This is a genomic window from Micromonospora trifolii, assembly GCF_022229005.1.
Classification (GTDB): domain Bacteria; phylum Actinomycetota; class Actinomycetes; order Mycobacteriales; family Micromonosporaceae; genus Micromonospora; species Micromonospora trifolii.
Genome location: NZ_JAKKFD010000021.1, coordinates 164,063 through 188,055, shown reverse-complemented (window position 1 = coordinate 188,055; position 23,993 = coordinate 164,063). Strand labels below are relative to the sequence as shown.

General features: G+C 73.1%; 24 protein-coding genes. 8 read left to right on the top strand and 16 right to left on the bottom strand.

The window, feature by feature from the left end:
* Positions 1-7 precede the first annotated feature (7 nt).
* From NIE79_RS14775 to NIE79_RS14755, 5 genes are all read right to left on the bottom strand, one after another.
* Entirely contained in the window at positions 8-613 is a 606-nt protein-coding gene (locus NIE79_RS14775; protein ID WP_238679114.1) for a winged helix-turn-helix domain-containing protein, read from the bottom strand.
* A gap of 247 nt (positions 614-860) precedes the next feature.
* Positions 861-1,406 carry a winged helix-turn-helix domain-containing protein gene (locus NIE79_RS14770; RefSeq protein ID WP_238679113.1) on the bottom strand — a complete coding sequence of 182 codons (546 nt, stop codon included), beginning with the start codon at positions 1,404-1,406 and terminating at the stop codon, positions 861-863.
* A 50-nt stretch (positions 1,407-1,456) separates the two neighbouring features.
* Entirely contained in the window at positions 1,457-1,945 is a 489-nt protein-coding gene (locus tag NIE79_RS14765; protein ID WP_238679112.1) for a rhodanese-like domain-containing protein, read from the bottom strand.
* 43 nt (positions 1,946-1,988) lie between these two features.
* The gene (locus NIE79_RS14760; RefSeq protein ID WP_238679111.1) at positions 1,989-2,444 is read right to left on the bottom strand and encodes a cysteine dioxygenase; all 456 of its coding nucleotides are present in this window, start codon (positions 2,442-2,444) and stop codon (positions 1,989-1,991) included.
* Positions 2,445-2,556: 112 nt separating this feature from the next.
* Positions 2,557-2,934, bottom strand: coding sequence for a signal peptidase I (locus tag NIE79_RS14755; protein ID WP_238679110.1), 378 nt, complete (start codon positions 2,932-2,934; stop codon positions 2,557-2,559).
* A 64-nt stretch (positions 2,935-2,998) separates the two neighbouring features.
* Here NIE79_RS14755 and NIE79_RS14750 point away from each other — a divergent pair, with 64 nt between their 5' ends.
* Together NIE79_RS14750 and NIE79_RS14745 are read left to right on the top strand one after the other, a co-directional pair.
* On the top strand, positions 2,999-3,391 hold the full coding sequence (locus NIE79_RS14750) for an ankyrin repeat domain-containing protein (RefSeq protein ID WP_238679109.1): 393 nt from the start codon (positions 2,999-3,001) through the stop codon (positions 3,389-3,391).
* 31 nt (positions 3,392-3,422) lie between these two features.
* Positions 3,423-4,373, top strand: coding sequence for a DUF3500 domain-containing protein (locus NIE79_RS14745; protein ID WP_238679108.1), 951 nt, complete (start codon positions 3,423-3,425; stop codon positions 4,371-4,373).
* 128 nt (positions 4,374-4,501) lie between these two features.
* Here the strand turns inward: NIE79_RS14745 and NIE79_RS14740 are convergent, their stop codons facing one another.
* From NIE79_RS14740 to NIE79_RS14705, 8 genes are all read right to left on the bottom strand, one after another.
* Positions 4,502-5,260: a class I SAM-dependent methyltransferase gene (locus NIE79_RS14740; RefSeq protein ID WP_238679107.1), complete on the bottom strand. Its 759-nt coding sequence runs from the start codon at positions 5,258-5,260 to the stop codon at positions 4,502-4,504.
* Between the two features lie 76 nt (positions 5,261-5,336).
* Positions 5,337-5,531 carry a helix-hairpin-helix domain-containing protein gene (locus NIE79_RS14735; RefSeq protein ID WP_238679106.1) on the bottom strand — a complete coding sequence of 65 codons (195 nt, stop codon included), beginning with the start codon at positions 5,529-5,531 and terminating at the stop codon, positions 5,337-5,339.
* A 218-nt stretch (positions 5,532-5,749) separates the two neighbouring features.
* Complete coding sequence (locus NIE79_RS14730) at positions 5,750-6,235, bottom strand: DUF2231 domain-containing protein (RefSeq protein ID WP_238679105.1); 486 nt, start codon at positions 6,233-6,235, stop codon at positions 5,750-5,752.
* A gap of 266 nt (positions 6,236-6,501) precedes the next feature.
* The gene (locus tag NIE79_RS14725) at positions 6,502-7,242 is read right to left on the bottom strand and encodes a GAF and ANTAR domain-containing protein (RefSeq protein ID WP_238679104.1); all 741 of its coding nucleotides are present in this window, start codon (positions 7,240-7,242) and stop codon (positions 6,502-6,504) included.
* A gap of 182 nt (positions 7,243-7,424) precedes the next feature.
* The gene (gene secA2, locus NIE79_RS14720; protein ID WP_238679103.1) at positions 7,425-9,716 is read right to left on the bottom strand and encodes an accessory Sec system translocase SecA2; all 2,292 of its coding nucleotides are present in this window, start codon (positions 9,714-9,716) and stop codon (positions 7,425-7,427) included.
* Between the two features lie 75 nt (positions 9,717-9,791).
* Positions 9,792-11,600 carry an ABC transporter ATP-binding protein gene (locus NIE79_RS14715; RefSeq protein WP_238679102.1) on the bottom strand — a complete coding sequence of 603 codons (1,809 nt, stop codon included), beginning with the start codon at positions 11,598-11,600 and terminating at the stop codon, positions 9,792-9,794.
* Between the two features lie 41 nt (positions 11,601-11,641).
* On the bottom strand, positions 11,642-12,730 hold the full coding sequence (locus NIE79_RS14710) for a zinc-dependent alcohol dehydrogenase (RefSeq protein WP_238679101.1): 1,089 nt from the start codon (positions 12,728-12,730) through the stop codon (positions 11,642-11,644).
* Positions 12,723-13,733, bottom strand: coding sequence for a Gfo/Idh/MocA family protein (locus NIE79_RS14705; protein WP_238679100.1), 1,011 nt, complete (start codon positions 13,731-13,733; stop codon positions 12,723-12,725). The genes NIE79_RS14710 and NIE79_RS14705 overlap by 8 nt, the downstream gene beginning before the upstream one ends.
* A gap of 202 nt (positions 13,734-13,935) precedes the next feature.
* Between NIE79_RS14705 and NIE79_RS14700 the strand changes: the two genes are divergently transcribed.
* The 5 genes from NIE79_RS14700 (at position 13,936) to ctaD (ending at position 19,605) form a co-directional block, all read left to right on the top strand.
* Positions 13,936-14,943 carry a glucosyl-3-phosphoglycerate synthase gene (locus NIE79_RS14700; RefSeq protein ID WP_274524116.1) on the top strand — a complete coding sequence of 336 codons (1,008 nt, stop codon included), beginning with the start codon at positions 13,936-13,938 and terminating at the stop codon, positions 14,941-14,943.
* 23 nt (positions 14,944-14,966) lie between these two features.
* Complete coding sequence (locus NIE79_RS14695; RefSeq protein WP_238679143.1) at positions 14,967-16,106, top strand: glycosyltransferase; 1,140 nt, start codon at positions 14,967-14,969, stop codon at positions 16,104-16,106.
* A gap of 84 nt (positions 16,107-16,190) precedes the next feature.
* Complete coding sequence (locus NIE79_RS14690; protein WP_372471548.1) at positions 16,191-16,649, top strand: DUF4383 domain-containing protein; 459 nt, start codon at positions 16,191-16,193, stop codon at positions 16,647-16,649.
* A 110-nt stretch (positions 16,650-16,759) separates the two neighbouring features.
* Entirely contained in the window at positions 16,760-17,488 is a 729-nt protein-coding gene (locus NIE79_RS14685; protein WP_238679098.1) for an ATP-binding protein, read from the top strand.
* 125 nt (positions 17,489-17,613) lie between these two features.
* Positions 17,614-19,605, top strand: a complete 1,992-nt coding sequence (gene ctaD, locus NIE79_RS14680) for an aa3-type cytochrome oxidase subunit I (protein ID WP_238679097.1) — start codon at positions 17,614-17,616, stop codon at positions 19,603-19,605.
* A 65-nt stretch (positions 19,606-19,670) separates the two neighbouring features.
* Here the strand turns inward: ctaD and NIE79_RS14675 are convergent, their stop codons facing one another.
* Positions 19,671-20,813: a SigB/SigF/SigG family RNA polymerase sigma factor gene (locus NIE79_RS14675; protein WP_238679096.1), complete on the bottom strand. Its 1,143-nt coding sequence runs from the start codon at positions 20,811-20,813 to the stop codon at positions 19,671-19,673.
* Positions 20,814-21,035: 222 nt separating this feature from the next.
* Positions 21,036-22,478, bottom strand: coding sequence for a hypothetical protein (locus NIE79_RS14670; RefSeq protein ID WP_238679095.1), 1,443 nt, complete (start codon positions 22,476-22,478; stop codon positions 21,036-21,038).
* Positions 22,479-22,623: 145 nt separating this feature from the next.
* Here NIE79_RS14670 and NIE79_RS14665 point away from each other — a divergent pair, with 145 nt between their 5' ends.
* Positions 22,624-22,854 (top strand): CDGSH iron-sulfur domain-containing protein, encoded by a 231-nt coding sequence (locus tag NIE79_RS14665; protein WP_238679094.1) that lies wholly within the window; start codon positions 22,624-22,626, stop codon positions 22,852-22,854.
* A 15-nt stretch (positions 22,855-22,869) separates the two neighbouring features.
* Here the strand turns inward: NIE79_RS14665 and NIE79_RS14660 are convergent, their stop codons facing one another.
* The gene (locus NIE79_RS14660; protein ID WP_238679093.1) at positions 22,870-23,967 is read right to left on the bottom strand and encodes an iron-containing redox enzyme family protein; all 1,098 of its coding nucleotides are present in this window, start codon (positions 23,965-23,967) and stop codon (positions 22,870-22,872) included.
* Positions 23,968-23,993: the final 26 nt, after the last annotated feature.

The following is a 23,993-nucleotide window of genomic DNA, read 5'->3' as shown; positions in this document are numbered from 1 at the left end:
CCGCCGGTCAGCCGCTGCGGTCGATGGTCACCCGGGCGTCGTCGGCCAGTCGGTAGCCCACGCCGTAGACGGTGGTGACCAGCGGGACGTCCACGCCGACCTTGCCGCGCAGTCGACGCACGTGCACGTCGACGGTGCGTACGCCGGCGTGCTCGTAGCCCCAGACGGCGTTGAGCAGTTGCAGCCGGGTGAACACCCGGCGCGGGTGGGCGACCAGGTGCAGGAGCAGGTCGAACTCCAGCCGGGTCAGCGGCAGCGGCTCCTCGTCGCGCAGCACCGAGCGCGACGAGGCGAGGATGTGCAGGGCGGGAATGGTCGGGCTGATCGGGCGGGCCGGCGACCGGCTGGCGGGCGTCTGGTCGGGGCGGCGTTCGGCCGGAACCGAGCCGATGATCACGCCTTCGCCCCGCTCCAGCATCTCGCGAGCGGCCTCCAACAGCCGACGTGCCGCCGGGGTCAGCGACTCCTCACAGGCGAGCGGGATGGACAGCGTCACGGTGAGCACGGGCGCGGCGGTGTTCGCCGGGCGACGCTGCCCGCCGGGAGGTCGCCCGGGCACCGCGGGTTGGGACGTATGCCATCCGGCGCGCGACGAGGCGGGGCTGACCGACATGGTCCTCCTTGGGCTGGTCCGGGTATCTCCCCACGGCCCGGGACGCCGCTTCATCGATGCTTCCCGGCGCCTGGGCGAGGGTCAAGAGGCGGCTGCGTTGCATGAATGTGACAATTGACGAACACATCGGAGCCAGATGCTCGCTCTGCGTACGAGGCCTGATGATTACAGCAGAGTCGTCGAGATGCCCCGTTACGGGGGTCCCCGACCGGTTCACCAGGCGGTCACATCGCCGCCGGACCAGGGCTCAGCTGCTGTGATCCACGCTGATCGGGGCCTCGTCGGCCAGTCGGTAACCGACGCCGTAGACGGTGGTGACCACCTCCGAGCCGGCCAGCTTGGCGCGCAGCCGGCGGACGTGCACGTCCACCGTCCGGGCCACCGCGTGCTCGTAACCCCAGACGCTGGAGAGCAGTTGCAGGCGGGTGAACACCCGGCGGGGCCGCTCGGCCAGGAACAGCAGCAGCTCGTACTCGATGCGGGTCAGGGCGATGACCCGGTCGCCCTGGCGGACCATCCGCGAGCCGGCCAGGATGCGGACGTGGTCCGCCTCGGCGGGCGGGGCGGCGGGGCGCGGGGCCGGTCGCGGCCCCGACGTGGCGTCCTCCACCGCACGCAGTTGACCCTCCCCCGATTCGGCCAGCTCGCCGAGCAGCTGCACCAGCCGGGCCAGCCGGGGGCTCAACGGCCCGGGGACGAGGTCGAGGGTGATGGTCAGGGTGGGGCCGGTGCGCGGACGGGCCGGCGGACGCACACCGGGGTGGCGGCGCGTGGGGATGGCGACGACGGACATGGTGCCTCCTGAGTGGCGGTACGCCCGCCACGCCGGGTGTGGCGTGACGGTCAGTGGCGCGCCCAGCCGGCGTTGACCGGGGACGCGAGGGGAGAGGGGTGGTGCAGTGGGGTCGGGCCGAGGGCCGGCAGGCCGGCGATCCGCCAGGCCGCGAAGCCACCGACCACGTCGGTGGCCCGGTGCAGGCCGACGTCCTGCAACGCGGCGGCGGCCAGCGACGAGGTGTAGCCCTCCTGGCAGAGGATCACCAACGGCACGTCGTAGTCGACGGCCTGCGGCAGGCGGGCCGGGCAGCGGGGGTCGAAGCGCCACTCCAGCACGTTGCGTTCGACGATGAGCGAGCCCGGCACCACGCCGTGCGCGGCCCGCTGCGCGGCCGGGCGGATGTCGACCAGCAACGCTCCGCTCCGGTACGCCAGGTGGGCCCGCTCCGGGTCCAGCCGGCGCAGCCGGGTCCGCGCGGCGGCCAGGATCTCGTCGATGCCCCGGGAGCCCGGTGGCGGCACGGGGGCGGGACAGTGCTCGGCGGTTATCTGCATTCTCGGATTCCTTCCGGTGACAGGGGTTCTCGGTGCGCGCGGGCTACCAGGACCGGCCGGCCTCGGCGACCTCGGCGACCCGCAGCCGCCCGTCGAGGAGGTGATAGCGGGTCATCCGCAGCAGCGCCGGCCGGTAGACGTGCACGCTGACCGCCGGCGCCGAGCCCTGGTTGGTCACCTGGTGCACGTGCCGGGGGCCGAAGCGGCGGCCCGTGCCGGCCGGCAGCAGTCGGGGGCGCAGTCGACCGGCGCTGACCGTCTCCTCGGTGAGCGCGCCGCTGACCACCCGGAACGCTCCGGAGGAGCCGCCGTGGTCGTGCAGGTCGGTGCCCTGCCCGGGCAGCCAGCTCAGCGCCCACACCTCGTGCTCGTCGCTGACGGCGAGGCGGGCGTACCAGCGCTCGGCGGGATCGAAGCGCAGCGCGACCGGCCAACCGCCCGGGTCGGCCCACCCGGCGGCAACGGTGAGCAGGTCGGGCTCCGGGCGGTGGTGCGTCATGGCGGTTCCTCGCGGGTCGTTCGGCGGGGTGCTCTCGTACTCTAGACGGCAAAGCCTATAGGTTTAGTAGGTAATTCCGCCTGGTGGGACACGGGTCACCCGCACGGGTGAATCAGCGCAGCACCGGCGGGTCCGCGCGGTAGCCCGGCAGCGAGGGCCACCGCACTGTCAACACCACCGACGAGCGCTCGGCGAACCAGGAGTGGTCGACCCCACGAGCCCACACCACGTAGTCGCCCGGCACGGCCAGCCGTACCGTCCGGTCCGGCAACTCCACCCGGAAACACCCCTCGACGAGTACGAGCAGAGTGGTGCGCACCTCGCCGGTCGCCCACCGCGAACGGGCCTCCCCGGGCGGGTGCACGCCCCACTTCACCTCGACGTCGGTGCTGTGCCGGATCTCCCCCGACGGCGCGAAGTGCCCGAGCAGCCAACCCGCGTTGGTGGCGCCGTCGACGCCCGCGTTGCCCACGTACACCGTCTCATCCATCGGACCCCTCCCCCAGCGCGCCGGCCGAGCAACCTATCAGGACCCTTCCGACTAATCTGGAGCGGTGACCGAGGACCTCGACGCCGAGACGCTGGCGTTCGCACACCGGATGTTCGACCTGGCCCGAGCCGGCGCCACCGACGAGCTGGCGGCGCAGATCGACGCCGGCCTGCCGGTCAACCTCACCAACGACAAGGGCGACACGCTGCTCATCCTGGCCGCGTACCATTCCCACCCGGACACTGTGGCCGCCCTGCTCAGCCGCGGCGCCGACCACACCCGGGCCAACGACCGGGGTCAGACCGCGTTGGCCGCGGCGGTCTTCCGCAGCAGCACCGAAGCGGTCCGCGCGCTCCTCGCCGCCGGCGCGGACCCTGCACACGGCAACCCGTCGGCGATCGAGACCGCCAGCTTCTTCGACCTGCCGGAGATGACGGAGCTGCTGCGCGTCGGCTGACACCGGCACGGACGGCCGGTATACAGGGTCGGTGGAAGATCCTCTGCCGGAGCAGATGCGGGCCGCCGGCACCGCGCTGCTGACCGCGCTCGACCCCGCCGCCCGTGAGAGCGCCGTGCACTCGTTCGACGACGAGGCGGCCCGACGCTGGCTGGAGTACCGGCCCCGACCCCGACCGGGCGTCTGCCTCGCCGAGCTCGACGTCACCGCCCGCAAGGCCGCGCACCGGTTGCTGGCCACCGCGCTCAGCCCCTCGGCGTACGCACAGGCGATGGCGATCATCTCGCTGGAGGAGGTGCTGGACCGGGCCGAGGGCTGGCAGCGCGGGCGGCACAGCGCCGACTACTGGGTGGCCGTGTTCGGCGACCCGGCGCGCGACGACCGCTGGGCGTGGCGGCTCGAAGGGCACCACCTGTCGGTCAACATGACAGTGGTGGACGGTCAGGTCTCCCCCGCGCCGATCTTCTTCGGCGCCAACCCGGCAGCGGTCCGCTACGCCGGCCGGCCGGTCTCCCGGCCACTCGGTGTCGAGGAGGACCTGGCCCGCGCCCTGCTCGACGCGCTGGGCCCGGCCGAGCGGGCCGCCGCGATCATCGCCGACGAGGCGCCGGCGGACATCATCAGCGCCACCCGTGGGCGGGTCGACGCGCCACTGGAACCACTCGGCGTACCGGCGGAGCGCCTGGGACCGACCGGCCGCGCGCTGCTCGACCAGGTGGTCGCCCTCTACCTCGACCGGCTGCCGCCCGAGCTGGCCATCCGGGAGGCGGCCCGACTGGACGCCGGCCCGCTGCACTTCGCCTGGGCCGGCCCGACCCACCCCGGCCGGCGTCACTACTACCGGGTGCAGGGCGACGACCTGCTGATCGAGTACGACAACACCACGGCGGACGGCAACCACGCACACACGGTGCTGCGCCGCCCCGCCAGTGACTTCGGCGCCGACGTGCTAGCCACCCACCACCAGACCCACCCCCACTAACGCCATTCCCGCCCTAGCCCTAGCCCTCGCCCCCACCTCGTCGATCTTGCAGTTTGTGTGTGCGAATTGCCCCGGTGTACGGCTTTCGCGGGTGCCGAAAGTGCAAGATCGGCGGGTGGCTGTGTCCGTCAGGGGCGGGTGGCCTCGATGAGGAAGCGTTGGGCGTGGGCGACGAAGGGGCCCTCGTCGACGATGCGGTGGTGCAGGCCGCGCAGTGGTGCGCGGTAGCGCTCGACAGTGAACCCGGGCACCGTCCAGATCACCTTGCGCAGGAACCAGACCACCGCGCCGATGTCGGCGAAGGTCGCCCGCAGGGTGGCCCGACGCAGGTCGACCACCCGCAGGCCGGCGGCTTCGGCGGCGGCGACCGCGTGCTCGGGGTGCCGCTGGGTCGGCGGCGGCAACGGCCCGAGGATCGCCTCACTCAGCTCCCGCATCGTGCCGGCCCCGATCTGCTGCGACAGGAACGTCCCGCCCGGCCGCAGCACCCGCGCCGTCTGAACCCAGTCAGTACGTACCGGATGCCGACTGACCACCAGGTCGAACGAGGCGTCGCGAAACGGCAGCGGCCCGTCCGGCGCGACCGCGACCACCGACGCGCCGACCCGACGCAGGGTGCGTCGGGCGACCTCCACGTTCGGCGGCCACGCCTCGGTCGCCGTCAGCAGCTTCGGTGGACGCGGCACCTCGGCGAGCACCTCACCGCCGCCGGTGTCCACGTCGAGAGCCGCGTCGGCGTGCGTCATCCGGTCGGCGACCAGCCGGGCGTAACCCCAGGGCGGACGCTCCTCGGTGGCCCGGCCGGCCAGCCAGCCGAAGCCCCAACCATCGACCGGCGCGGCGGCGGCGTCCGCGATCAGGTCCTCGGCGTCACGCTCAGGGGTCATGCCGGTCAGCCTCGCGGCCGGTCACCCGGCCGGCAACTGATTTGCCGCCGCCCGGCCGGGGCGCGGGTGGTGGATCTCAGCCGAGGCCGAGCCCGTGCTCCTCGAGGGCGGCCTGGAGGATTCCGATCGCCTTCGGGCCCATGCCGTGCAGCTTGCCCAGATCCGCCCGGGGGACGCCAGCGAGCTGGCGCAGCGCGGTGTAGCCGGCACCGTGCAGGGCCCGGGTGGCGGGCGCGCCGATCTTCGGCAGCGTGTCCAGTGAGGAGGTCATCCGGGGATGGTAGACCGACCAGTCGCGCGGATGCCGGCCCCGCGCGCCAGGCCCGCCGGCCGGCCGAGCGCCCGACTCGCGGGTCGAGCGTGACTGGCCCGGCGGGTCGGCTCAGAGGCGAACCCATCGGACAGGTCGGCTCAGGGACGAGCCCGGCGGGCAGGTCGGCTCAGGGACGGGCCCGGCGGGCAGGTCGGCTCAGGGACGGGCCCGGCGGGTCAGGGGCGGGCGATCTCGCCGGTGGAGCCGGCGAGCGCGTCGAGGCCGTCTGGCTCGGCGCGGCCGCTGTCGAACTGACGCATCAGCCGGGCGCCCAGGTGCACACCGACCCCGCCGACGGCCAGCGCGACCAGCTCGGTGACCAGGATCGCGACCGACGCGCCGCGCTGCGGGGAGTGTGACCGGACCAGGCAGGTGAGCAGGAACATCGCGGCCATCACCGCGTTCACCAGGTTGAAGGCGACGGCGGTGCGGCGGGTACGGTCGCCCGGCACGTCCCACAGGTCGACCATGCCGGCCACGGCGGTCAGCGCGGCGGCGACGAGGGCGGCGACGCCGGTCCAGTAGCCGACCTCGCCGAGGAACGCAGGGCCGCCGATCACATCGGTGAGGTCGAAGACGGTGGCGCTGACGAAGAGCCCGAGCGGAAACGTCACCAGCATCGGTTGGATCGGCTGCCCCTGCACCCGTAGCCGGCTCTGCATCGGTCCTCCCCCGGGTCGGCGCAGCTCACCTGAACCAGAGTGCTACCCGGGGCCGGTCGAGGCGAAACGATGCCGCCCGACTCGCCGGCAGCAGGGAGAACGGGCACCGTGGCCGCCGATCACCGAGGCCGAACGGCCAGACCGGCGGGTGATCGACTCGGGTTTCAGGAAGTCGGGGCGTCCACCGGCCTGTTACACCCCGAGTTCCAGGAACCCGAGTCGATCACCCCGGCCGACACGGGCCCGAGCGGCCTGAGCCGCCGGGGTCAGTTGTCGCGTTGGCGGGAGACCGTTCGGACCAGACGCTCGGCCACCTCGCGCAGCGGGATGTCCAGCGACGAGGCGGCGGTACGCAGCACGTCGAGGGCTTCGGCCGGCAGACACCCGCGCTGCGTCATGATCACGCCGACGGCCTGGCCCACCACCCCGTCCTGCAGGAGTGAGGCGTCCCGTTCACCGGCGAGGGTGAGCTGTCGGCCGCGGTCGCGAACGGCGGCGAGCAGCAGACCGGCGTGCTCGGCGAGCAGCATGGCGGTCAGCTGGTGTTGCGGGGTCAGCAGGTCCGGCGCGGCGGCGTACAGGTTGATCGCCCCGATCACCTGGTCGTCGATGTCGACCGGCGCGGAGATCACCCCGCGGACGCCGAGGTCGTGGGCGTGCGCCGTCCAGGCCGGCCAGCGGGGCTCAACGGCCAGGTCGGCGGCGAGGATCATCTCGCGGCGGTGGATCGCGCTCATCGCCGGCGTGTCCGGCCCGTGTCGCAGGTCGTCCAGCCCGGCCAGCCCCTCGTCCGAGGCGGCCACCCCGGCCGGCTCGCCGGCCCGCAGGGCGGTGAATCCGCACCATCGCACCCCGGCGACGGCGTCCCGGGTGACCCGGACCAGGGCCAGCAGCGCCTCGTCAAAGTCGGTCAGGGCGATCAGCCCGGCGGTCAGCTCCCGTAACAGTGCTGCTGCTTCCAGGACGCCGAGGGTCTGCACCACCGGTTCCCGCGTGTCGAGGTTCACCGGTTCGCAGCCTCCGTGCCGTCGCGCGCCTGTCCGGTCAGCATCGTCACCTGTGTCATCGTCTGCTCTCTTCCCGACTCGACCGACCAGCCCTACTACCCTGGGAAACCTGGGTCGAAACGGCGTAAATCGGGGCCCCGGTCGCGCGCGGAGGCGCGATCGGGGCCCCGACGGCCGGTACGTCAGCGCGAGGCGCCGCTGAGCCGCCGCCCGATCGACGCGATCAGTCGGTCGAGCTCGGACCCGAACGGGTTGTCGTGCACCAGGTACGTCCAGGTCGCGGTGGGCCGGACCAGGGTGCCGTCGTCGGGCTGCCAGTCCTCATCGAATTCGGTCTCGGTGAAGGTGGCGATGGTGCGGGCCTCGATCTCCGGGATCAGGTCGTTGAACGCCGGCACGGCGGCCCGGTGGAACTCGTCCAGCGGGTCGAGCCGGCCCAGCGCGCGCAGGTGCACGCCCTCGCGGACCTCCGACAGCTCGGCCAGGTGCTCGGCCCAGAGCCGGTCCAGGTGGAAGAGCGCGATCGACCGGGCGGCACGGGCGAGCAGGTCCTCGTCCATCTCGCCGGCCTTCTCGGGCTCCTTCTCCAGCAGCATGACGGCGGCCACGTCGCTGGTCAGCAGCCGTTCGCGGCGCGCGGCGAGGGCCTTGCGCTGCTGCTCGATCACCACGCTGTAGCGCCAGGTGTTGCGGTGGATCTCGTGGTTGACGCCCTCGGCGACCCGCTGGGCGTGCTCCACCGCGTAGTCGACCTGCTCGTCGGTCACCAGGCCGTCGGCGTTCATCCGCGGCGACGCCGGCACCGAGTCGGCGGCGTGCCGGACGACCAGGTCGTCCTCCAGGCTGACGAGGAAGACCGAGCCGCCCGGGTCGCCCTGCCGCCCGGCGCGACCACGCAACTGGTCGTCCACCCGGCGGCTGTCGTGCCGGCCGCTGCCGATCACGTAGAGGCCGCCCAGCTCGGCGACCCGCTCCTGGTCACTCTGGTCGCTGCCACCGAGCCGGATGTCGACGCCGCGACCGGCCATCTGGGTGGAGACGGTCACCGCGCCGTACGCGCCGGCCTCGGCGATGATCGCCGCCTCCTCGTCGTCGTTCTTGGCGTTCAGCACGACGCAGGGCACCCCGGCGGCGTTGAGACCGGCGGCCAACCCCTCGGACTCCTTGACGTCCAGGGTGCCGATCAGCATCGGCCGCCCCTTGGCGTGCCAGCGCTGGATCTCGTCGATCAGCGCCTCGTCCTTCTCGGCCCGGGTGGCGTAGATGCGGTCCGGCTCGTCCTCGCGGATGCACGGGGTGTTGGGCGGGATCACCGCGACCTCGAGACCGAAGAACTCCCGCAGCTGGTCGCCGACCAGCACCGCCGTGGCGGTCATCCCGCAGACCTTCGGGTAGAGCGCGATGTACGCCTGCATGGCGATGGTGCCGAGCACCTCGCCCTCGGCGGTGGCGTCCAGCCCCTCCTTGGCCTCGACAGCGGCCTGGAGGCCGTCCGGCCAGCGGCGGCGCTGGGCCACCCGGCCGCGCATCTCGTCGACCAGCTCGACCGAGCCGTCCCGGACGATGTAGTCCACGTCACGGTGCAGCAGGGCGTGCGCGTGCAGCGCCACGTTGACAGCGGAGAGCTGCGCGACGTGCTCCTCGTCGTACAGGTCGATGCCGAGCTTGGCCTCGATGGCGGCCAGGCCGGCGGAGGTGAACGCCACGCTCCGCCCGTCCTCGGCGACCGTGTAGTGCTTGACCTTGCGCAGGCCACGGACCAGCGCGGCAGCGGCGTGCACCGGGTCCTGCTCGCCCGGCACCGCGCCGGCCAGGACCATCGGCACCCGGGCCTCGTCGATCATGATCGAGTCGGCCTCGTCGACGATGGCGGTGGTCAGCGCGGGCTGCACCCGGTCTTCCACGTCGGTGACCAGCTGGTCGCGCAGGTAGTCGAAGCCCGCCTCGCTGACGGAGACGTAGGTGACGTCGCAGCCGTACGCGTCGCGCCGCTCCTGCGGGGTGGAGGCCTCGTTGACCCAGCCGACGGTCAGGCCGAGCAGGGTGTAGACCGGCTCCATCCACTGAGCGTCGCGGCGGGCCAGGTAGTCGTTGATGGTGAGCACGTGCACCGGGCCGTTGCCGAGCCGGACGTGCCCGTACGCGGCGATCGTGGCGGTCAGTGTCTTGCCCTCACCGGTGGCCATCTCGGCGACCTTGCCGGAGAGCAGCGACATCGCGCCGAGCAGCTGCACGTCGTACGGCCGCTGGTCGAGGCCACGGCGGGCGGCCTCGCGGCCGACGGCGCAGATCTCCTCGTAGCCGGCGGCGGCGCCAGCGGCCGCGGTCAGCTCGGCGTCGTCGAGCGCGGTGAGGTCAGCCTCGCGCGCCTCGATCGCCGGGAGCAGTTTCTCCAGCGGAGCAAGATCCACGGTCGAGCCGGGGCGCTGGAGGAACCGCCGGAACTTGCTCTTGAACCGTTGCGACACACCCATGAGCGGCAACGGTACGCGATTCCGGGCGGCACGCGCGGCCCGGCCGCCCGGCAAGTCTGCCTTCCTGGGGCGCAGTCAGCCGACCAGCAGCTGGTGGCTGGCGAGTTCCCGGTACAGCGGGTCGGTGGCGGTCAGTTCGGCGTGGGTGCCCACGGCCGCCACCCGGCCGCCGTCGAGGACGACGATCTGGTCGGCGTCGACAACTGTGGCGAGCCGGTGCGCCACGATCAACAGGGTCCGGCGGACGGCCACGGCGTCGATGGCGCGGCGCAGCGCGACCTCGTTGCGGGAGTCGAGGTTGCTGGTCGGCTCGTCGAGCAGCAGCACGGGCGGGCCGGCGAGCAGCGCGCGGGCGATGGCCAGCCGCTGCCGCTCACCTCCGGAGAGCAGCACGCCGCCCTCCCCCACCTGCACGTCGAGGCCCAGCGGGGTGCGCTGCGCCAGGTGGCCCAGGTTGACCTCGTCCAGGACGTCGCGCAACCGGTCGTCGGTGGCGTCCGGGGTGGTGATCAGCAGGTTCTCCCGCAGCGTGCCGGCCAGCACGGGGGCCTCCTGCTCGACGTAGCCGAGCCGGGCCCGCAGCGCGTCGCGGGGCAGGTCCCGTACGTCGGTGCCGTCGAGTCGGATCGCGCCGGCGCTCACCTCGTAGAAGCGCTCGACCAGGGCCAGCAGTGTGGACTTCCCGGCGCCGGACGGGCCGACCAGGGCGGTCCGGGTGCCGGCGGGGACCGCGAAACTGACCTCGTGCAGCACCGGCTCGCCGCCCGGGTAGCCGAAGCCCACCCGGTCGAACTCGATCATCGGGGTCGACCGGCGCGGGGTCGCCGTCGCGGCGGCCGTCGCCGGCCGGTCGTCCGCGCCCTCGGCGGGTACGGCCAGGATCTCCTCGATCCGCTGGAGGGCGCCCAGGCCGGACTGCAACTGGGTGTAGGCCCGCAGCACCTGACCCAGCGGCAGCGCCAGCAGGAACAGGTACATGACGAACGCGACCAGGTCGCCGACGGAGATCGCCCCGGCGGCTACCCGCGCCCCACCGATGCCGAGCACCAGCAGGAACGCGCCCTGCACGGTGACCGAGCCGATCGGGCCGACCAGCGCCTGCACCCGGGCCACCCGCAGCCCCGCCTCGTACGCCTCCCGCGCGCTACCGGTGACGGCCTCCGTCTCCCGGGTCTCGGCGCGGCTGGCCCGGATGGTCCGGGCCGCCGAAATGGCCCGCTCCACCGCGGAGGTCATCTCGCCGATCCGCTCCTGGGCGACCCGGGCCAGCGCCCGGACCCGGCGGGCGAAGGTGGCGGCGAAGACCAGCCCCAGCGCCACGCCGAGCAGGGTGACGCCGAACAGCAGCGGGTCGAGCAGCACCATGGCCGTGCCGGCGCCGACCACCGTCACCGCCCCGGTGACCGTCTCGAAGAGCCCGGAGGTGACGACCGCCCGCAGCAGCGTGGTGTCCGAGCCGACCCGGGAGAGCAGGTCGCCGGTACGTCGGCGGTCGTACTCGGCGATGGTCAGCCGCAGCAGGTGACCGGCGAGCCGGCGCCGGGTGCCCAGCACCACTCCCTCGGCGGTGCGTTGCAGCAGGTAGTCGCGCAGCCCGCCGATCGCCGCGCCGAGCACCACGAGGGCCACCAGCACCGCCACCAGCCGGGACACGCTCTGCTCGGCGCCGATCCGCTCGAGCACCGACCGGGTCAGCAGCGGCTGTGCCAGCGACGCCGCCGAGCCGATCAGCGACAGCGCGCCCACCACGACCAGGGTGCCGCGGTGCTCCCGCAGGTACGGCAGCAACGCGGCCAGGCCGACCGGCCGGCCCGTCGGGCTGCCGTCGACCGGCCGGTCGGTCGAGGTGTCGCCGGGAACCGGCCGGTCCTGCACGGTGCTCATGTCGCGAACGGTAGCCGCCCCGGGCACGCGGCGAAGGCGGGTCAGGTGGCGAGCACCACCTGAAGCTCCTGGCGGCGACGGTCGGCCAGGTCGGTGAGGAGGGCGGGCGCCTCGTCGAACGGCACCACCGCCGAGACGAGGTGCTTGCGGATCGCGTCGCCGTACGTCCTGAGCAGGTCGACGGTCTCGGCGGAGAGCCGTTCGCGGTCCCAGGTGGGCGCGAGCCCCCGCGGCACCCGGCCGATCTGGGCGCAGCGCAGCGACAGGCCGTTGTGGTGGAACTCCTCACCGAGGCGGACCGCGTCCGCGCCGCCCTGGTAGAAGGCGAGGTCGATCACGGTGCCCTGGGGCCGCAGCAGCCGCAGGGCGAGGTGCAGCGCCCACGCCTGCCCCCGGCACTGGAACACCACGTCGGCGCCCCGGTCGCCGGCGGTGTGCGCCCAGCGGGTCTTGAGCACCACGGCCGGGTCGTCCGCGTCGGGGTCGAGGGTTTCCAGACCGAGCGCCTCGGCGACCTGGCGGCGGTGCGGGGTGGGGTCGAGCACCACCACCGACGCGGCGCCGTTGCGGCGGGCGAACAACGCCGTCAGCAGCGCCACGACACCGGCGCCGACGACGGCTACCCGTCGGCCGCGTACCCCGTCGCCGAGCGTCCGGACGTCGGTGCCGTGCAGGTCGGCGGCGGCGTGCAGCAGACCGTTGGCGCAGATCGGGCCCATGTGGGCGACGTAGACGCCGAGCAGCGGGTCCAGGTCGTCGGGCAGCGCCACGAACCGTTCGGCGACCGGGTCGGCCAGCCAGCCGGTGCGGTGCCCGTACGTCATCGCGCCGACAGTGCCCACCTCGATGGCCGGCGTTTCGCTCTCCACCACCCGGCCGACCTGCATGTAGCCGAGTCGGGTGACCGGGTAGGGCGTGCTGGCCGCACCCGGTTGGAACAGCCCCAGGTCGGCGTTCCAGGTGACGTTCAGGTAGGGGTTCGTGCCCTTGACGTAGCTCAGCTCGGTGCCGGCGGAGACACCGCTGAACAGCGTCTCGACCCGGAACGTGCCGGGGCGCAGCGGGGCGGCGTCCTGCTCGATGAGGTCGACCCGGCCGGGGCCGGTGACCACCACGACCTTGTCACGCATCGACTGTCACCCCGCTGCCGAGCACCGCCGGGGCGGTCGCGGTGGCGAGCCGCACTGTGGTGCCGGTCCGGGCCGAGTCGGCCACCGCGAGGGCCAGGCGCTGGGTCGCGAGGGCCTCGGCGTACGGGACGCGCACGTCGTCGCCGATGCCACGGACGGCGTCGACGAAGGCGCGGTCCACCGCCACCCGGGCCGCTTCCGGGTCGGCGGGGACGTGTCGTTCGCCGTCGGCGTCGCGGATCGACAGCCCCTCCTCGGTGATGGCGAGGGCCAGCCCGTCGGCGAGGATCTCCAGGCCGGCGCGGTGCTTCCAGCCGAGGACGCAGGCGGCGCTGAGCGTGCCGACCGCGCCGTCGGCGAAGCGCAGCGCGGCGGTGGTCACCGAGTCGATGTCGGCGCCGTCGACCGGCGGTGGGGTGCCGTTGCCGTACGCGGTGACCTCGGTCACCTCGCCGGCCAGCACACGGATCAGGTCGAGCACGTGGGCGGCCTGCTCGACCACCGGCCCGCCGGAGCGGTCCCGCCGCGACCACCACGCCACCGGGGGCACCTTGTCCAGCCAGGCGCCGCTGACCATCCGCACCGGACGGTCGGCGAGCAGGTCGCGGGCCTGGTCGAGCAGGCTCAGGTAGCGCCAGTGGTGGCCGACGGCGGTGCGCAGCCCACGCCGCGCGACCAGGTCGGCGATCCGCTCGGCGGTGCTCAGGTCGACAGCGACGGGCTTCTCCACGAACATCGGCACCCCCGCCTCGATCACCGCCTCCTCGGCGGGACCGTGGGCGAACGGTGGCACGCAGACGTACACGGCGTCCAGCTCGGTGGCCAGCAGCTCGGCGACGTCGGCGCAGGCCCGCCCGCCGTGCTGTGCGGCCAGCGCGGCCGCGGCCTCCGGCGCGACGTCCGTGACGCCGACCAGTTCGACGTCGTCGAAGCCGGCCAGCACCCGGGCGTGACGTTGTGCCACTCCCCCGGCTCCGATCAGACCCACCCGGCATTCCTGCATTCGGCACCCCTTTGAAGACCTTTCATGAGCGATGGGAGCAGTCCCCTGGCATGTGCGCAATCAAACGTTCATCCCCCGGGAACGCGGAGATGTCACCGTTGTGATCAAGCTGTTGCCGAGAAAGCGGTTAGCGCGTGGTGAGGAATGGGAATAACCAAATTCGGTTTTTCCACGCACGAACGGAGGGGTGCCCGTGCGGGATATGACATCGAGCGTGTCGCCGGTGGTGGAGGCATGGGCCACGTACCGGACGACGTCGGCGGCCGACTGGCCGACCCGTCGGCTGATGCGTGCCAAAGGTGAGACCCGGGTCAGCGTGGTGCTGCCGGCGCGCAACGAGGAGGCCACCGTCGGCGCGATCGTGTCGACCATCCGGGAGCACCTGATGGATCGGGTGGCCCTGGTCGACGAGCTGATCGTTGTGGATTCCCGCTCGACGGACCGGACCGCGCAGGTGGCCCGCGCCGCCGGCGCGGAGGTGGTCAGTCAGGACGCGATGACCCGGGGGCTGCCCCGGCTCACCGGCAAGGGCGACGCGCTCTGGGCCGGGCTGGCCGCCGCCGAGGGCGACGTGGTGGCGTTCATCGACGCCGACCTGCGGGAGTTCCGGCCGCACTTCGTGAGCGGGCTGCTCGGCCCGCTGTTGACCGACCCGTCGGTCGACTTCGTGAAGGGCTTCTACCACCGACCCCTGGTGGGCACCGCCAGCGTGGAGCAGGACGGCGGGGGGCGGGTGACCGAGTTGATGGCCCGGCCGCTGCTCAACCTCTTCTGGCCGGAGCTGGCCGGCTTCGTGCAGCCGCTCGCCGGCGAGTACGCGGCCCGCCGGGACGTGCTGGCCCAGGTGCCGTTCGTCTCCGGCTACGGGGTGGAGACGGCCATGATGATCGACCTGCTCGACCTGGTCGGCCTGGACGCGCTCGCGCAGGTCGACCTCGGTGAGCGCAAGCACCGCCATCAGGACACCGCCGCCCTGGGCCGGATGTCCGCGCAGATCATGTTGACCGCCTGGTCCCGGCTGCAACGGCGCGGCTGGGCGACCCCCGGGTTTTCGCCGGAGGCGTTGCTGACCCAGTTCCGTCGCGGTGGCTCGGACACCCTGCCGAACCTGGACCGCGAGATCGTGGTCAGCGACGTGTCGATCGAGGAGCGCCCGCCGTTGGCCGAACTGCGCCACCGGGTGCCGCGCCGCCGGGTGGCCGCCGCGTGAGCCCGACGAGCCTCACCGTGCTGATGAACGCCGGCCCGTGGCTGTCGGTGCCACCGCCCGGGTACGGCGGCATCGAGAACGTCATCGCCACGCTGGTGCCGGAGCTGCGGCGACTCGGCGTACGGGTGGTGCTCGCCTCGGTGGGCAGCAGCACGCTGCCGGTGGACGAGCAGATCTCGGTTTTCGCCGACGGGCAGTTCGCCGCGTTGCAGCGGCCGTACAACCAGGTCTGCGGGATCGCCCAGGCGCACCTGGCTGGCGTGGTCCGGGAGCTGCACTCCCGCGACGACATCGACCTGGTGCACGATCACGTCGAGGCGGTCGGTCTGGCCACCCTCGCCGCGATGGGGCCGGCCGGTCCGCCGACCCTGCACACCCTTCACTGGGACCTGGCCAAGCACCCGGCTCTCTACGGCAGCCTGGACGGCGGCGACCGGGTCCGGGTCAACGGTGTCTCCGCGTCGCAGCTGGCCCGCGCCCCGCTGGCGCTGCGGGAGCACTCGGTGGGGCACGTGCACCTGTCCACGCCGCTCGCCGTCGACGCCGACCGGCAGCCCCTTCCGGACAAGGGCGAGCACCTGCTCATCCTGGGCCGGATCAACCCGGGCAAGGGCCAGGACGTGGGTGCCCGGCTCGCGCACCGGGTCGGTGTTCCGCTGGTGCTGGCCGGGCCCGTGGGCCCGTACCATCGGCCGGCCGACCTGGCCGCGGCCGGCGACGAGGCCCGACAGAACCCGGACGTGCGGTTCTTCCTCGACGAGGTGGCACCGCACGTCGACGGTGACCTGGTCCGCTGGGTCGGCACCGTGGCCGGCCAGGAGCGCGACGACCTGCTCGCCAGCGCCCGCGCGTCGCTGTTCCCGCTGCGGTGGGAGGAGCCGGGCGGCACGGCGGTCGTCGAGTCGCTCGCCCTGGGCACGCCGGTGGTGGCCACCGCCCGGGGTTGCCTGCCGGAGCTGATCGAGCACGGCCGGACCGGGCTGCTCACCACCGACGAGGAGGAACTGGACGACCTCGTCCTCGCCGCCGAGTTGCTCGACCCCGACGAGTGCCGGCGGGTGGCCGCGCAGCGCTTCACGCCCGCGGTGATGGCGCAGCGTTACGTCGAGCTGTACGAGCGGGTCCGGCAGTCGGCGAGCGCGCCGAGGTTGCTGCCGGCCTGACCGACGGCGGGGCCGGCCGGTTTGCCGGTCGCGCCAGCGGGTAGCCGGCAGCGCTCATGCCCGCCGCACGACGAGGAGCCGGGAATGGTCGGACCGATGGCGCACTCCCGGGCCCGACCCAACCCGGCCGACGGCAAACCGCCGGTCCGTCGCGCGGCGGCCACGGCGGGGGTGCTGTTCCTGCTGGTCGGCGTGCTCGGCTTCGTGCCGGGGATCACCACCGGGATGGACACGCTGCGCTTCGCCGGCCACGACTCGGGCGCGTACCTGTTCGGTGTCTTCCAGGTGTCGGTGCTGCACAACCTGGTGCACCTGGCGTACGGGGTGGTGGGTCTGCTGTTGGCCCGGACGGTCACCGGCGCTCGGGCGTTCCTGATCGGCGGCGGCGCGGTCTACCTGGTGCTCTGGCTCTACGGGCTGGCGGTGGACCACGACACCGGGGCGAACGTGCTGCCCGTCAACGACGCCGACGGCTGGCTGCACCTGGGGCTCGGCGTCGGCCTGGTCGCGCTGGGCGTCCTGACCGGTCGGCCCCGTCGCTGACCTGGGGTTGCGGGACGTGACCTGCCTCGCCCCGCCGTGGGGTCCGGTTTGATCGGGAACGGCCTCGGGTAGTTGGCAGATCCCGACCCAGCAGCGAATTGAGGCGCCCGATGTCCAGCCGGATCACCTGCGAGGTGCGCACCACGGCACCGGTGGCGGTCGTCCGGCTCGCCGGCCCGCTGCACCTGGGCACGATGCGCTCGGTGCACCAGGCGCTCAGCGACGCGCTCGTCGATCAGCCGGAGGCCCTGGTGGTCGACATGGCCGGGGTGAACGTGGAGGACCGGTTGGCGCTGTCCGTGTTCGCCGCGACCGCCCGCCGGGCCGAGGAGTGGCCGGCAGTGCCGGTGCTGCTCTGCTCCCCGTCGCCGATCGCCGCACGATGGCTGGCCGAGTCGACAACGTGCCGAGTGCTCCCGGTCTCCGCGGACTGCGCGGAGGCGACCCGGTTGGCCGGCACGACGTCCACGTTGCGAATGCGGGCCCGGCTGGAGCCGGTCGCCGGGGCCTGCCGGCGGGCCCGGGAGCTGGTCACCGAGGCGTGTGCGCGGTGGAACCTGCCCGACGCGTCCGGCCCGGCCGCGTTGGTGCTCAGTGAGCTGGTCGGCAACGTGGTGCGCCACGCCGGCACGCCGATGCAGGTGACGGTGACCCTGCGCCGGCCGTATCTGCACCTGGCGGTGGTGGACGGCAGCAGCGCCCAGGCCCGGGCGGGCGGGACGGACCTGCACGCCGAGGGTGGGCGGGGGTTGATGCTGGTCCGGGAGCTGACCCAGCGGTGGGGCAGCGTGCCGGCGGGGCCGGGCAAGGCCGTCTGGGCGATGCTGCCGGCAACCTGAGCGTTCGAGGCGCTTGCGCCCGGTACCAGCGTTCTGACCGAAATTACCGCTCTGGCCTGGTTAAGTGGTGCGAGGGCCGGGTAGGCACGCCCGTCCTTTCTGCCGTCACGACGGGGTGAGCAGCCATGCCCAAGCGGGTAACCACGGAACCCGGTCGCGATCGGGGCCCGGCGATCCTGGCACCGGCCCGTTTCGGGGGGTTCCCGGGAGCGGTACGAGCGCCGGTCCCCGGCAACTCCCTGATCAAGTTCCTCGCCACTACCGACCACAAGCAGATCGGCCTGCTGTATCTGCTGACCTCCTTCGGGTTCTTCCTGCTGGCCGGGCTCCAGGCGATGCTGATGCGCGCCGAGCTGGCCCGCCCGGGGATGCAGTTCCTCTCCTCCGAGCAGTACAACCAGCTCTTCACCTCTCACGGCGCGGTGATGCTGCTGCTGTTCGCCACGCCCGGCGCGTTCGGGTTCGCCAACTACATAGTGCCGATCCAGATCGGCGCACCGGACGTGTCGTTCCCCCGCCTCAACGCGCTCGCCTACTGGCTGTACCTCTTCGGCGGCCTCATGGTGGTCGGTGGCTTCCTCGCCCCGGGTGGCTCGGCGGACTTCGGCTGGACCGCGTACAGCCCGCTCAGCAGCGTCGAGAACAGCCCCGGTGTGGGCGCGAACATGTGGGTGCTCGGGCTGGTCGTCTCCGGGCTCGGCACCATCCTCGGCGCGGTCAACCTGATCACCACGATCCTCACCCTGCGCGCGCCCGGCATGACCATGTTCCGGATGCCGATCTTCACCTGGAACATGCTGTTCACCAGCGTGCTGGTGATCCTGGTCTTCCCGCTGCTGGCCGCCGCGCTGCTGGCGCTCTCGGCCGACCGGTTGCTCAACGCGCACGTGTACGACGCGGCCACCGGTGGCCCGATGCTCTGGCAGCACCTGTTCTGGTTCTTCGGCCATCCCGAGGTCTACATCATCGCGTTGCCGTTCTTCGGCATCATCACCGAGATCATTCCGGTCTTCTCCCGCAAGCCGCTCTTCGGCTACACCGGCATCGTGCTGGCCACCATCGCCATCACCGTGCTGTCCATGACGGTCTGGGCGCACCACATGTTCGCCACCGGCCAGGTGCTGCTGCCGTTCTTCAGCATCCTGAGCTACCTGATCGCGGTGCCCACCGGTGTGAAGTTCTTCAACTGGATCGGCACCATGTGGAAGGGCCAGCTCACCTTCGAGACGCCGATGCTGTTCGCCATCGGCTTCCTGGTCACCTTCCTGCTCGGCGGCCTCACCGGCGTCCTGTTGGCCAGCCCGCCGGTCGACTGGCACACCCACGACAGCTACTTCGTGGTGGCGCACTTCCACTACGTGGTGTTCGGCACTGTGGTCTTCGCCCTCTTCGGCGGCTACTACTTCTGGTGGCCGAAGATGACCGGGCGACTGCTCGACGAGCGGCTCGGCAAGGCGCACTTCTGGACCATGTTCATCGGCTTCCACGGCACCTTCCTGGTGCACCACTGGCTGGGCGCCGAGGGCATGCCCCGCCGGTACGCCGACTACCTGCCCACCGACGGCTTCACCACCCTGAACACGATCTCCAGCATCTTCGCGTTCATCCTCGGCCTGTCCACCCTCTTCTTCATCTACAACGCCTGGAAGTCCTGGCGCTACGGGGCGGTGGTGACGGTGGACGACCCCTGGGGCTTCGGCAACTCCCTCGAATGGGCCACCAGCTGCCCGCCGCCGCTGCGCAACTTCGACCGGATGCCCCGGATCCGCTCCGAGCGCCCCGCCTTCGACCTGAAGTACGGCCCACTCGTCGCCGACCTGGGCCGCGACCTGCCGCAGCGCACCACCAAGCCGCCGCAGCAGTTTGCCGAGGAGCTGCGGACGGAGCACCACGTCCCGGAGTCGCCGTCCGCCGAGGGCGCGCACGGCGCCCGCGACGCTGTCGACTACCAGCCGGCGCCGCGCTCCGGCGCCCGGCCGGTGGACGTGCCCGAGCCCGAGGGCGTCCGCCGGCCGAGCTTCGAGCAGTCCGACCCGCCGCAGGACGCCGAGGACGCGCCGAAGCCGCACGAGCGCTGGCGGCACCCGCACAGCGACGGCAACCCCGACGAGCGCTGACCAGGGGTACGCGCGGAAGGGCCGACACCCGGCGGGGTGTCGGCCCTTCGTTCGTCAGTGTGCGGTCAGTCCCTGGCCGGCGACAGGCCGGCGGCGGTGAGCGAGCGGCGTACCGCGGGCTGGACCCGGGTCAGCCGCAACGGCACCCCGGTCCGCTCCGCCGCGTCCCGGCCGGCCATCAGCGCGGCGATCCCACCGGCGTCGAAACCACCGGCGCCGACCAGGTCGACGACGACCTCGCTGGGCTGGCCGGTGACCGCCTCCAGCATGGCCCGGCGCAGCTGGTCCGCGCCGTCACGGTCGATCTCGCCGCCGACCTCGACCACCACCGAGTCGCCGTCCTGCTTGACCGAGATCCGGGTCTTGCCCGGGTCGGGTTCGGCGGCGCCGTTCTGCCACGGCGGCGGCGCGTCGGCGAGCATCGCCTGGCGCAACCAGGTGAGCGCCCGCGACAGCAGCCGGGACACGTGCATCTGCGAGATGCCGAACCGGGCGGCGATCTCCGCCTGGGTCTGGTTGCCGTAGAAGCGCATCGCGAGGATCCGTCGCTCACGCCAGGGCAGTCGGTGCAGCAGACCGCTCACCGTCACCCGGTCGTCGACCGACTCCAACGCGTTGTCGGACTCGCCGACGAGGTCTCCGAACTCGGCGGAGCTCTCCCCACCCACCGGCGCGTTCAGCGAGGCCGGACTGTAGCCGGCGGCCGACTCCAGGGCGGCGAGGATCTCCTCCTGCGGGGTCTCCAGCCGGGCCGACAGCTCGGCCACCGACGGGGCCCGGGACAGCTCGCTGGTGAGTGCGGCGGTGGCCTGCCCCACCTCGAGGATCAGGTCCCGCAGCCGGCGGGGCACGTGGACGCCCCAGGTGCGGTCCCGGAAGTGCCGTTTGATCTCGCCCACGATGGTGATCGCGGCGTACGCGGTGAACGAGCCCCGTTCCGGGTCATAGCGGTCGACGGCGTTGACCAGCCCCAGCCGGGCCACCTGCTCCAGGTCCTCCAGCGGCTCCCCCCGCCCCCGGTACCGGCGGGCCAGCCGGCCGGCGAACGGCAGCGCGAAGCGCACCAGGTCGTCCCGGGCCTCCCCCCGCCGCTCCGGCGGCAGCCCGGCGATCCGGGCCGCGTACGCCATCGCCGCCGCGTCGAGATCCTCCAGACCGCGTTCGGTGGGTGGTGGTGTGGTCGTGGTCGTGCTCGTCTGTCCGAACATCCGCGCCTCCCTCAGGAAGGTCCCCCGCCCGGATCGGGAAACCGGTCGTGCGCGTGGTCGAGCCACGCACCGGGCCGGAAAGTGGGTCAGTGACTGGGATGCCAGCGGGCGACACCGCCTCTACGCAGCGCAATCAGGCCGTCGCAGCCAGCGATGTTCCCGCTCCGTAGGTACTCAATCACGGGACCCCGGGTTCGCGAGGATGTTTCGGCGTGCTCCGTCTCAGGAGACCAACAACCCCTGGTGGCCGCCGCTGTCGCGGAGCATGGCCAGCGCCTCGGCGACCCCCAGCGGGGGCGGCGTGGGCAGGTCGTACGGCTGGGCGCGCAGCACCTCGGTGGCTCGGCGGGTGGGCACCGAGGTGACCGGGTAGCCCCGGGCGGTGGTGCGGTCCAGCGCCCGACGCCGCCGGCCGAATCCGGCGACGGCCAGCCACTGCGGCAGCCCGGCCAGCGCTGGCGAGCGCACCCCGGGCGGCTCGGGCAACACGTCCACCGAGCTGAACGCCTCGCTGCCGGCGAGCCACCACTCGGCCTCGTCGACACTGCGGCGGGTGGCGTTCTCACACCAGTACGGCACCAGCCCCGCCCGCACCACCTGCCACGGGTCGAGCAGTCGACCGCATTCCACGACCAACCGGTCACCGGTCTTGCCGGCGCGCCGCAGCCACCGTCGGTACAGGTCGGCCACTGCCGCGCTCAGCGCCGCCGGCCGGGGTACCAACACCCGGTGCAGCGGGTGCTGGTGGCGGGTGGACCAGTCCCCAGCGGCCAACTCGAAGCCCGGGTCGACGCCGTGCTCGGCGTACGCGGACGGTACTGACACCTCCGGCGGCGCCCACCGGGTCGCGTCGCCGCCGGCGGAGCGCAGCACCTGCCGCAACGCGTGGCTGTCCGGGTGGAAGTCCACCGGGTCCAGCCCGCTGCCCGGGCAGCCGACCTGGAAGCTGTGCCCCGGTCCGCGCTCCAGCACCGGCCAGGTGCGCGCGTCGCGGACCAGCAGCACGGGGGCACCCGGCACCAGCCGGTCGGCCAGGAACTGCGCGTACGCGGCCGGTAGGGCCCTCCACGCGGCGGTCAGCGACACGGTCGCCCCGGTCAGGGCGCCACGACTGGCCGGGCAGTGCACCTGGCGCAGGTGCAGGTCGGCGTTGCCGGCGAGCAACCGGGTGGCGAGTGCCGCGCCATGCTCCGCGGCGTCCGCCGGGCGGTCCACCCCGCCGTCGGACCAGTGCACTGTCATCTCGAAGCCCGCCGGGAGCCATGGCACGCCGAGGGCCACCGCGAGGTGCGCTGCCGCGCCGTGCGGAGAGCCGATCAGCACCCCGGGGTAGCGCCGGCGGGGGTACTGGTCGACGAACCAGCGGGCCACACGGGCGGCGTCCACCTCGTCGATCTGGGCCATGGTGAGGGCGACCCGGCCGGCGGCGCGGGTGACAGCGGCACGGCGTACCGGCTCGGGTGCGCCGGGGAACCGCGACGTCGGCCCGGTCTGCCCGAGGTCGGCGCAGTCGACCCCGCGCAGTGCCCGGGCGGTGGCGGCGACCAGCACCCGGGCGGAGCTGCCCGCGGCCACGACCCGGTCGCCGGCAAGACCGGCGCCATCGGCCGTGAGCCCCTTGTGCACCTTGTGCACCGGCCCCACCTTGCCTCGTTCGCTCACCACGCGGCCCGGCTTCCCGTCCCGATGGGGTTCAAACGGGGCATCACCCACCCGGCGGCACATTCCGCTGGTCAGCGGGGTGCCCCGGTCATCACCGGCGTTCGGCGGCTCGGGTTTCGCCAGGGCCAGGACGGGCACTTCCGGGGCCATGCGCACCGACGACACCAGCGAGCCTGCCGCCGCCACGATCACCCCGTACGAGGACGGACCGCTGCTGGTCCGCGGCGACTTCGCGTTGGTCACCCCGGACGGCGAGCGCATCGACGCGCGGCGGGGCACCGTGGCGTTGTGCCGGTGCGGCAAGTCGGCGCTCAAGCCGTTCTGCGACGGCACCCACAAGGCGATCAACTTCCGCGCGGGCACCAGCCGCGAGGGCTGACCCCGCCGTCGGGTCTCAGCCGGCGGCGAGTGGGACGGCGGCCGTCGAGGCGAGCGGGACGGTCGGCAGCACTGTGGGTGGCAGGGCCGGTGGGGCGGGTGTCCGCAGCGAGCTGCGGCCGGCGGCCCAGCTGTCCAGCAGGTGCGCGGCGAACAGCCGGTCCACAGCGAGCCCGGCCGCCGCGCCGAAGAGCACGTCGGAGGCGAGGGCAGGCTCGACGCGGACCAGGCCGCCGCACAGGTCGTGCGCGGCGATCTGCTCGTGCACCGCGTCGGCCTCGACGTGCTCGTCGTAGAAGCGGGTGGCCACCTCGTCGAAGCCGAGCCGGCGAAGCCCGTTGCCGTAGCGACGGTTCGGCAGCGAGGAGGTCATCTCGAACGCGGCCAGGTGCCCGAGCAGCGCGCCGCGCAACCGTCGGTGCAGCCCGAACAGCGACATCAGGTTGTTGGTCGCCAACGTCACCGCCGGTGCCACGTCGATGTGGGCGCCGTAGCCGGTGTCCAGGCCCAACCCGTCGAGGGTGCTTCGGAACAGCTCGGCGTGCATCCGGTCCAGCCGCCCGTTGCCGTACTCGTCGGTCTGGATCTCCACCAGCGCGGCCTTGGCCGGGCCGCCGAGGCGGGGCAGTGCCCAGCTGTGCGGGTCCGCCTCCCGCAGGTGGTAGACGGAGCGGTGGGCGACGAACTCGCGGAACTGGGTGAGGTCGGCGCGGCGTTGCAGCGTCGCGGCCAGCGACGGCCCGTCGTCGGCCGCGACCAGCTCGGCCAGGCCGGCCGCCACCCCGGCGGCGGGCACCGACGGCGCGCCGACCAGCCGGCGCAGCGCCGCCTCGAAGACCCGTTCGCAGCGGGCGCGCAGCGCCAGCAGTGTCGGCTGCCACTCCCACGACTCGTCCACCCCGAGCCAACCCCGGTAGTGCAGCTCGTAGCAGAGGAACAGCGTGAGCTGAAGGTCCTCGTCGGTGATCGGGTCCGCCGGGTCGAGGTCGACGCCGAGATCGGCCGGCAGGTCGCGCGGTGGGCGCCGCAGAGCCTCGACGACCGCTGTGGAGAGCGGACCCCGCGCCGTCGGCACTGTCGCGGGACCGTAGCGGCGGTCGGCGGGCTCGGACATGGGACCTCCAGCGTCGTCGGGCCGCT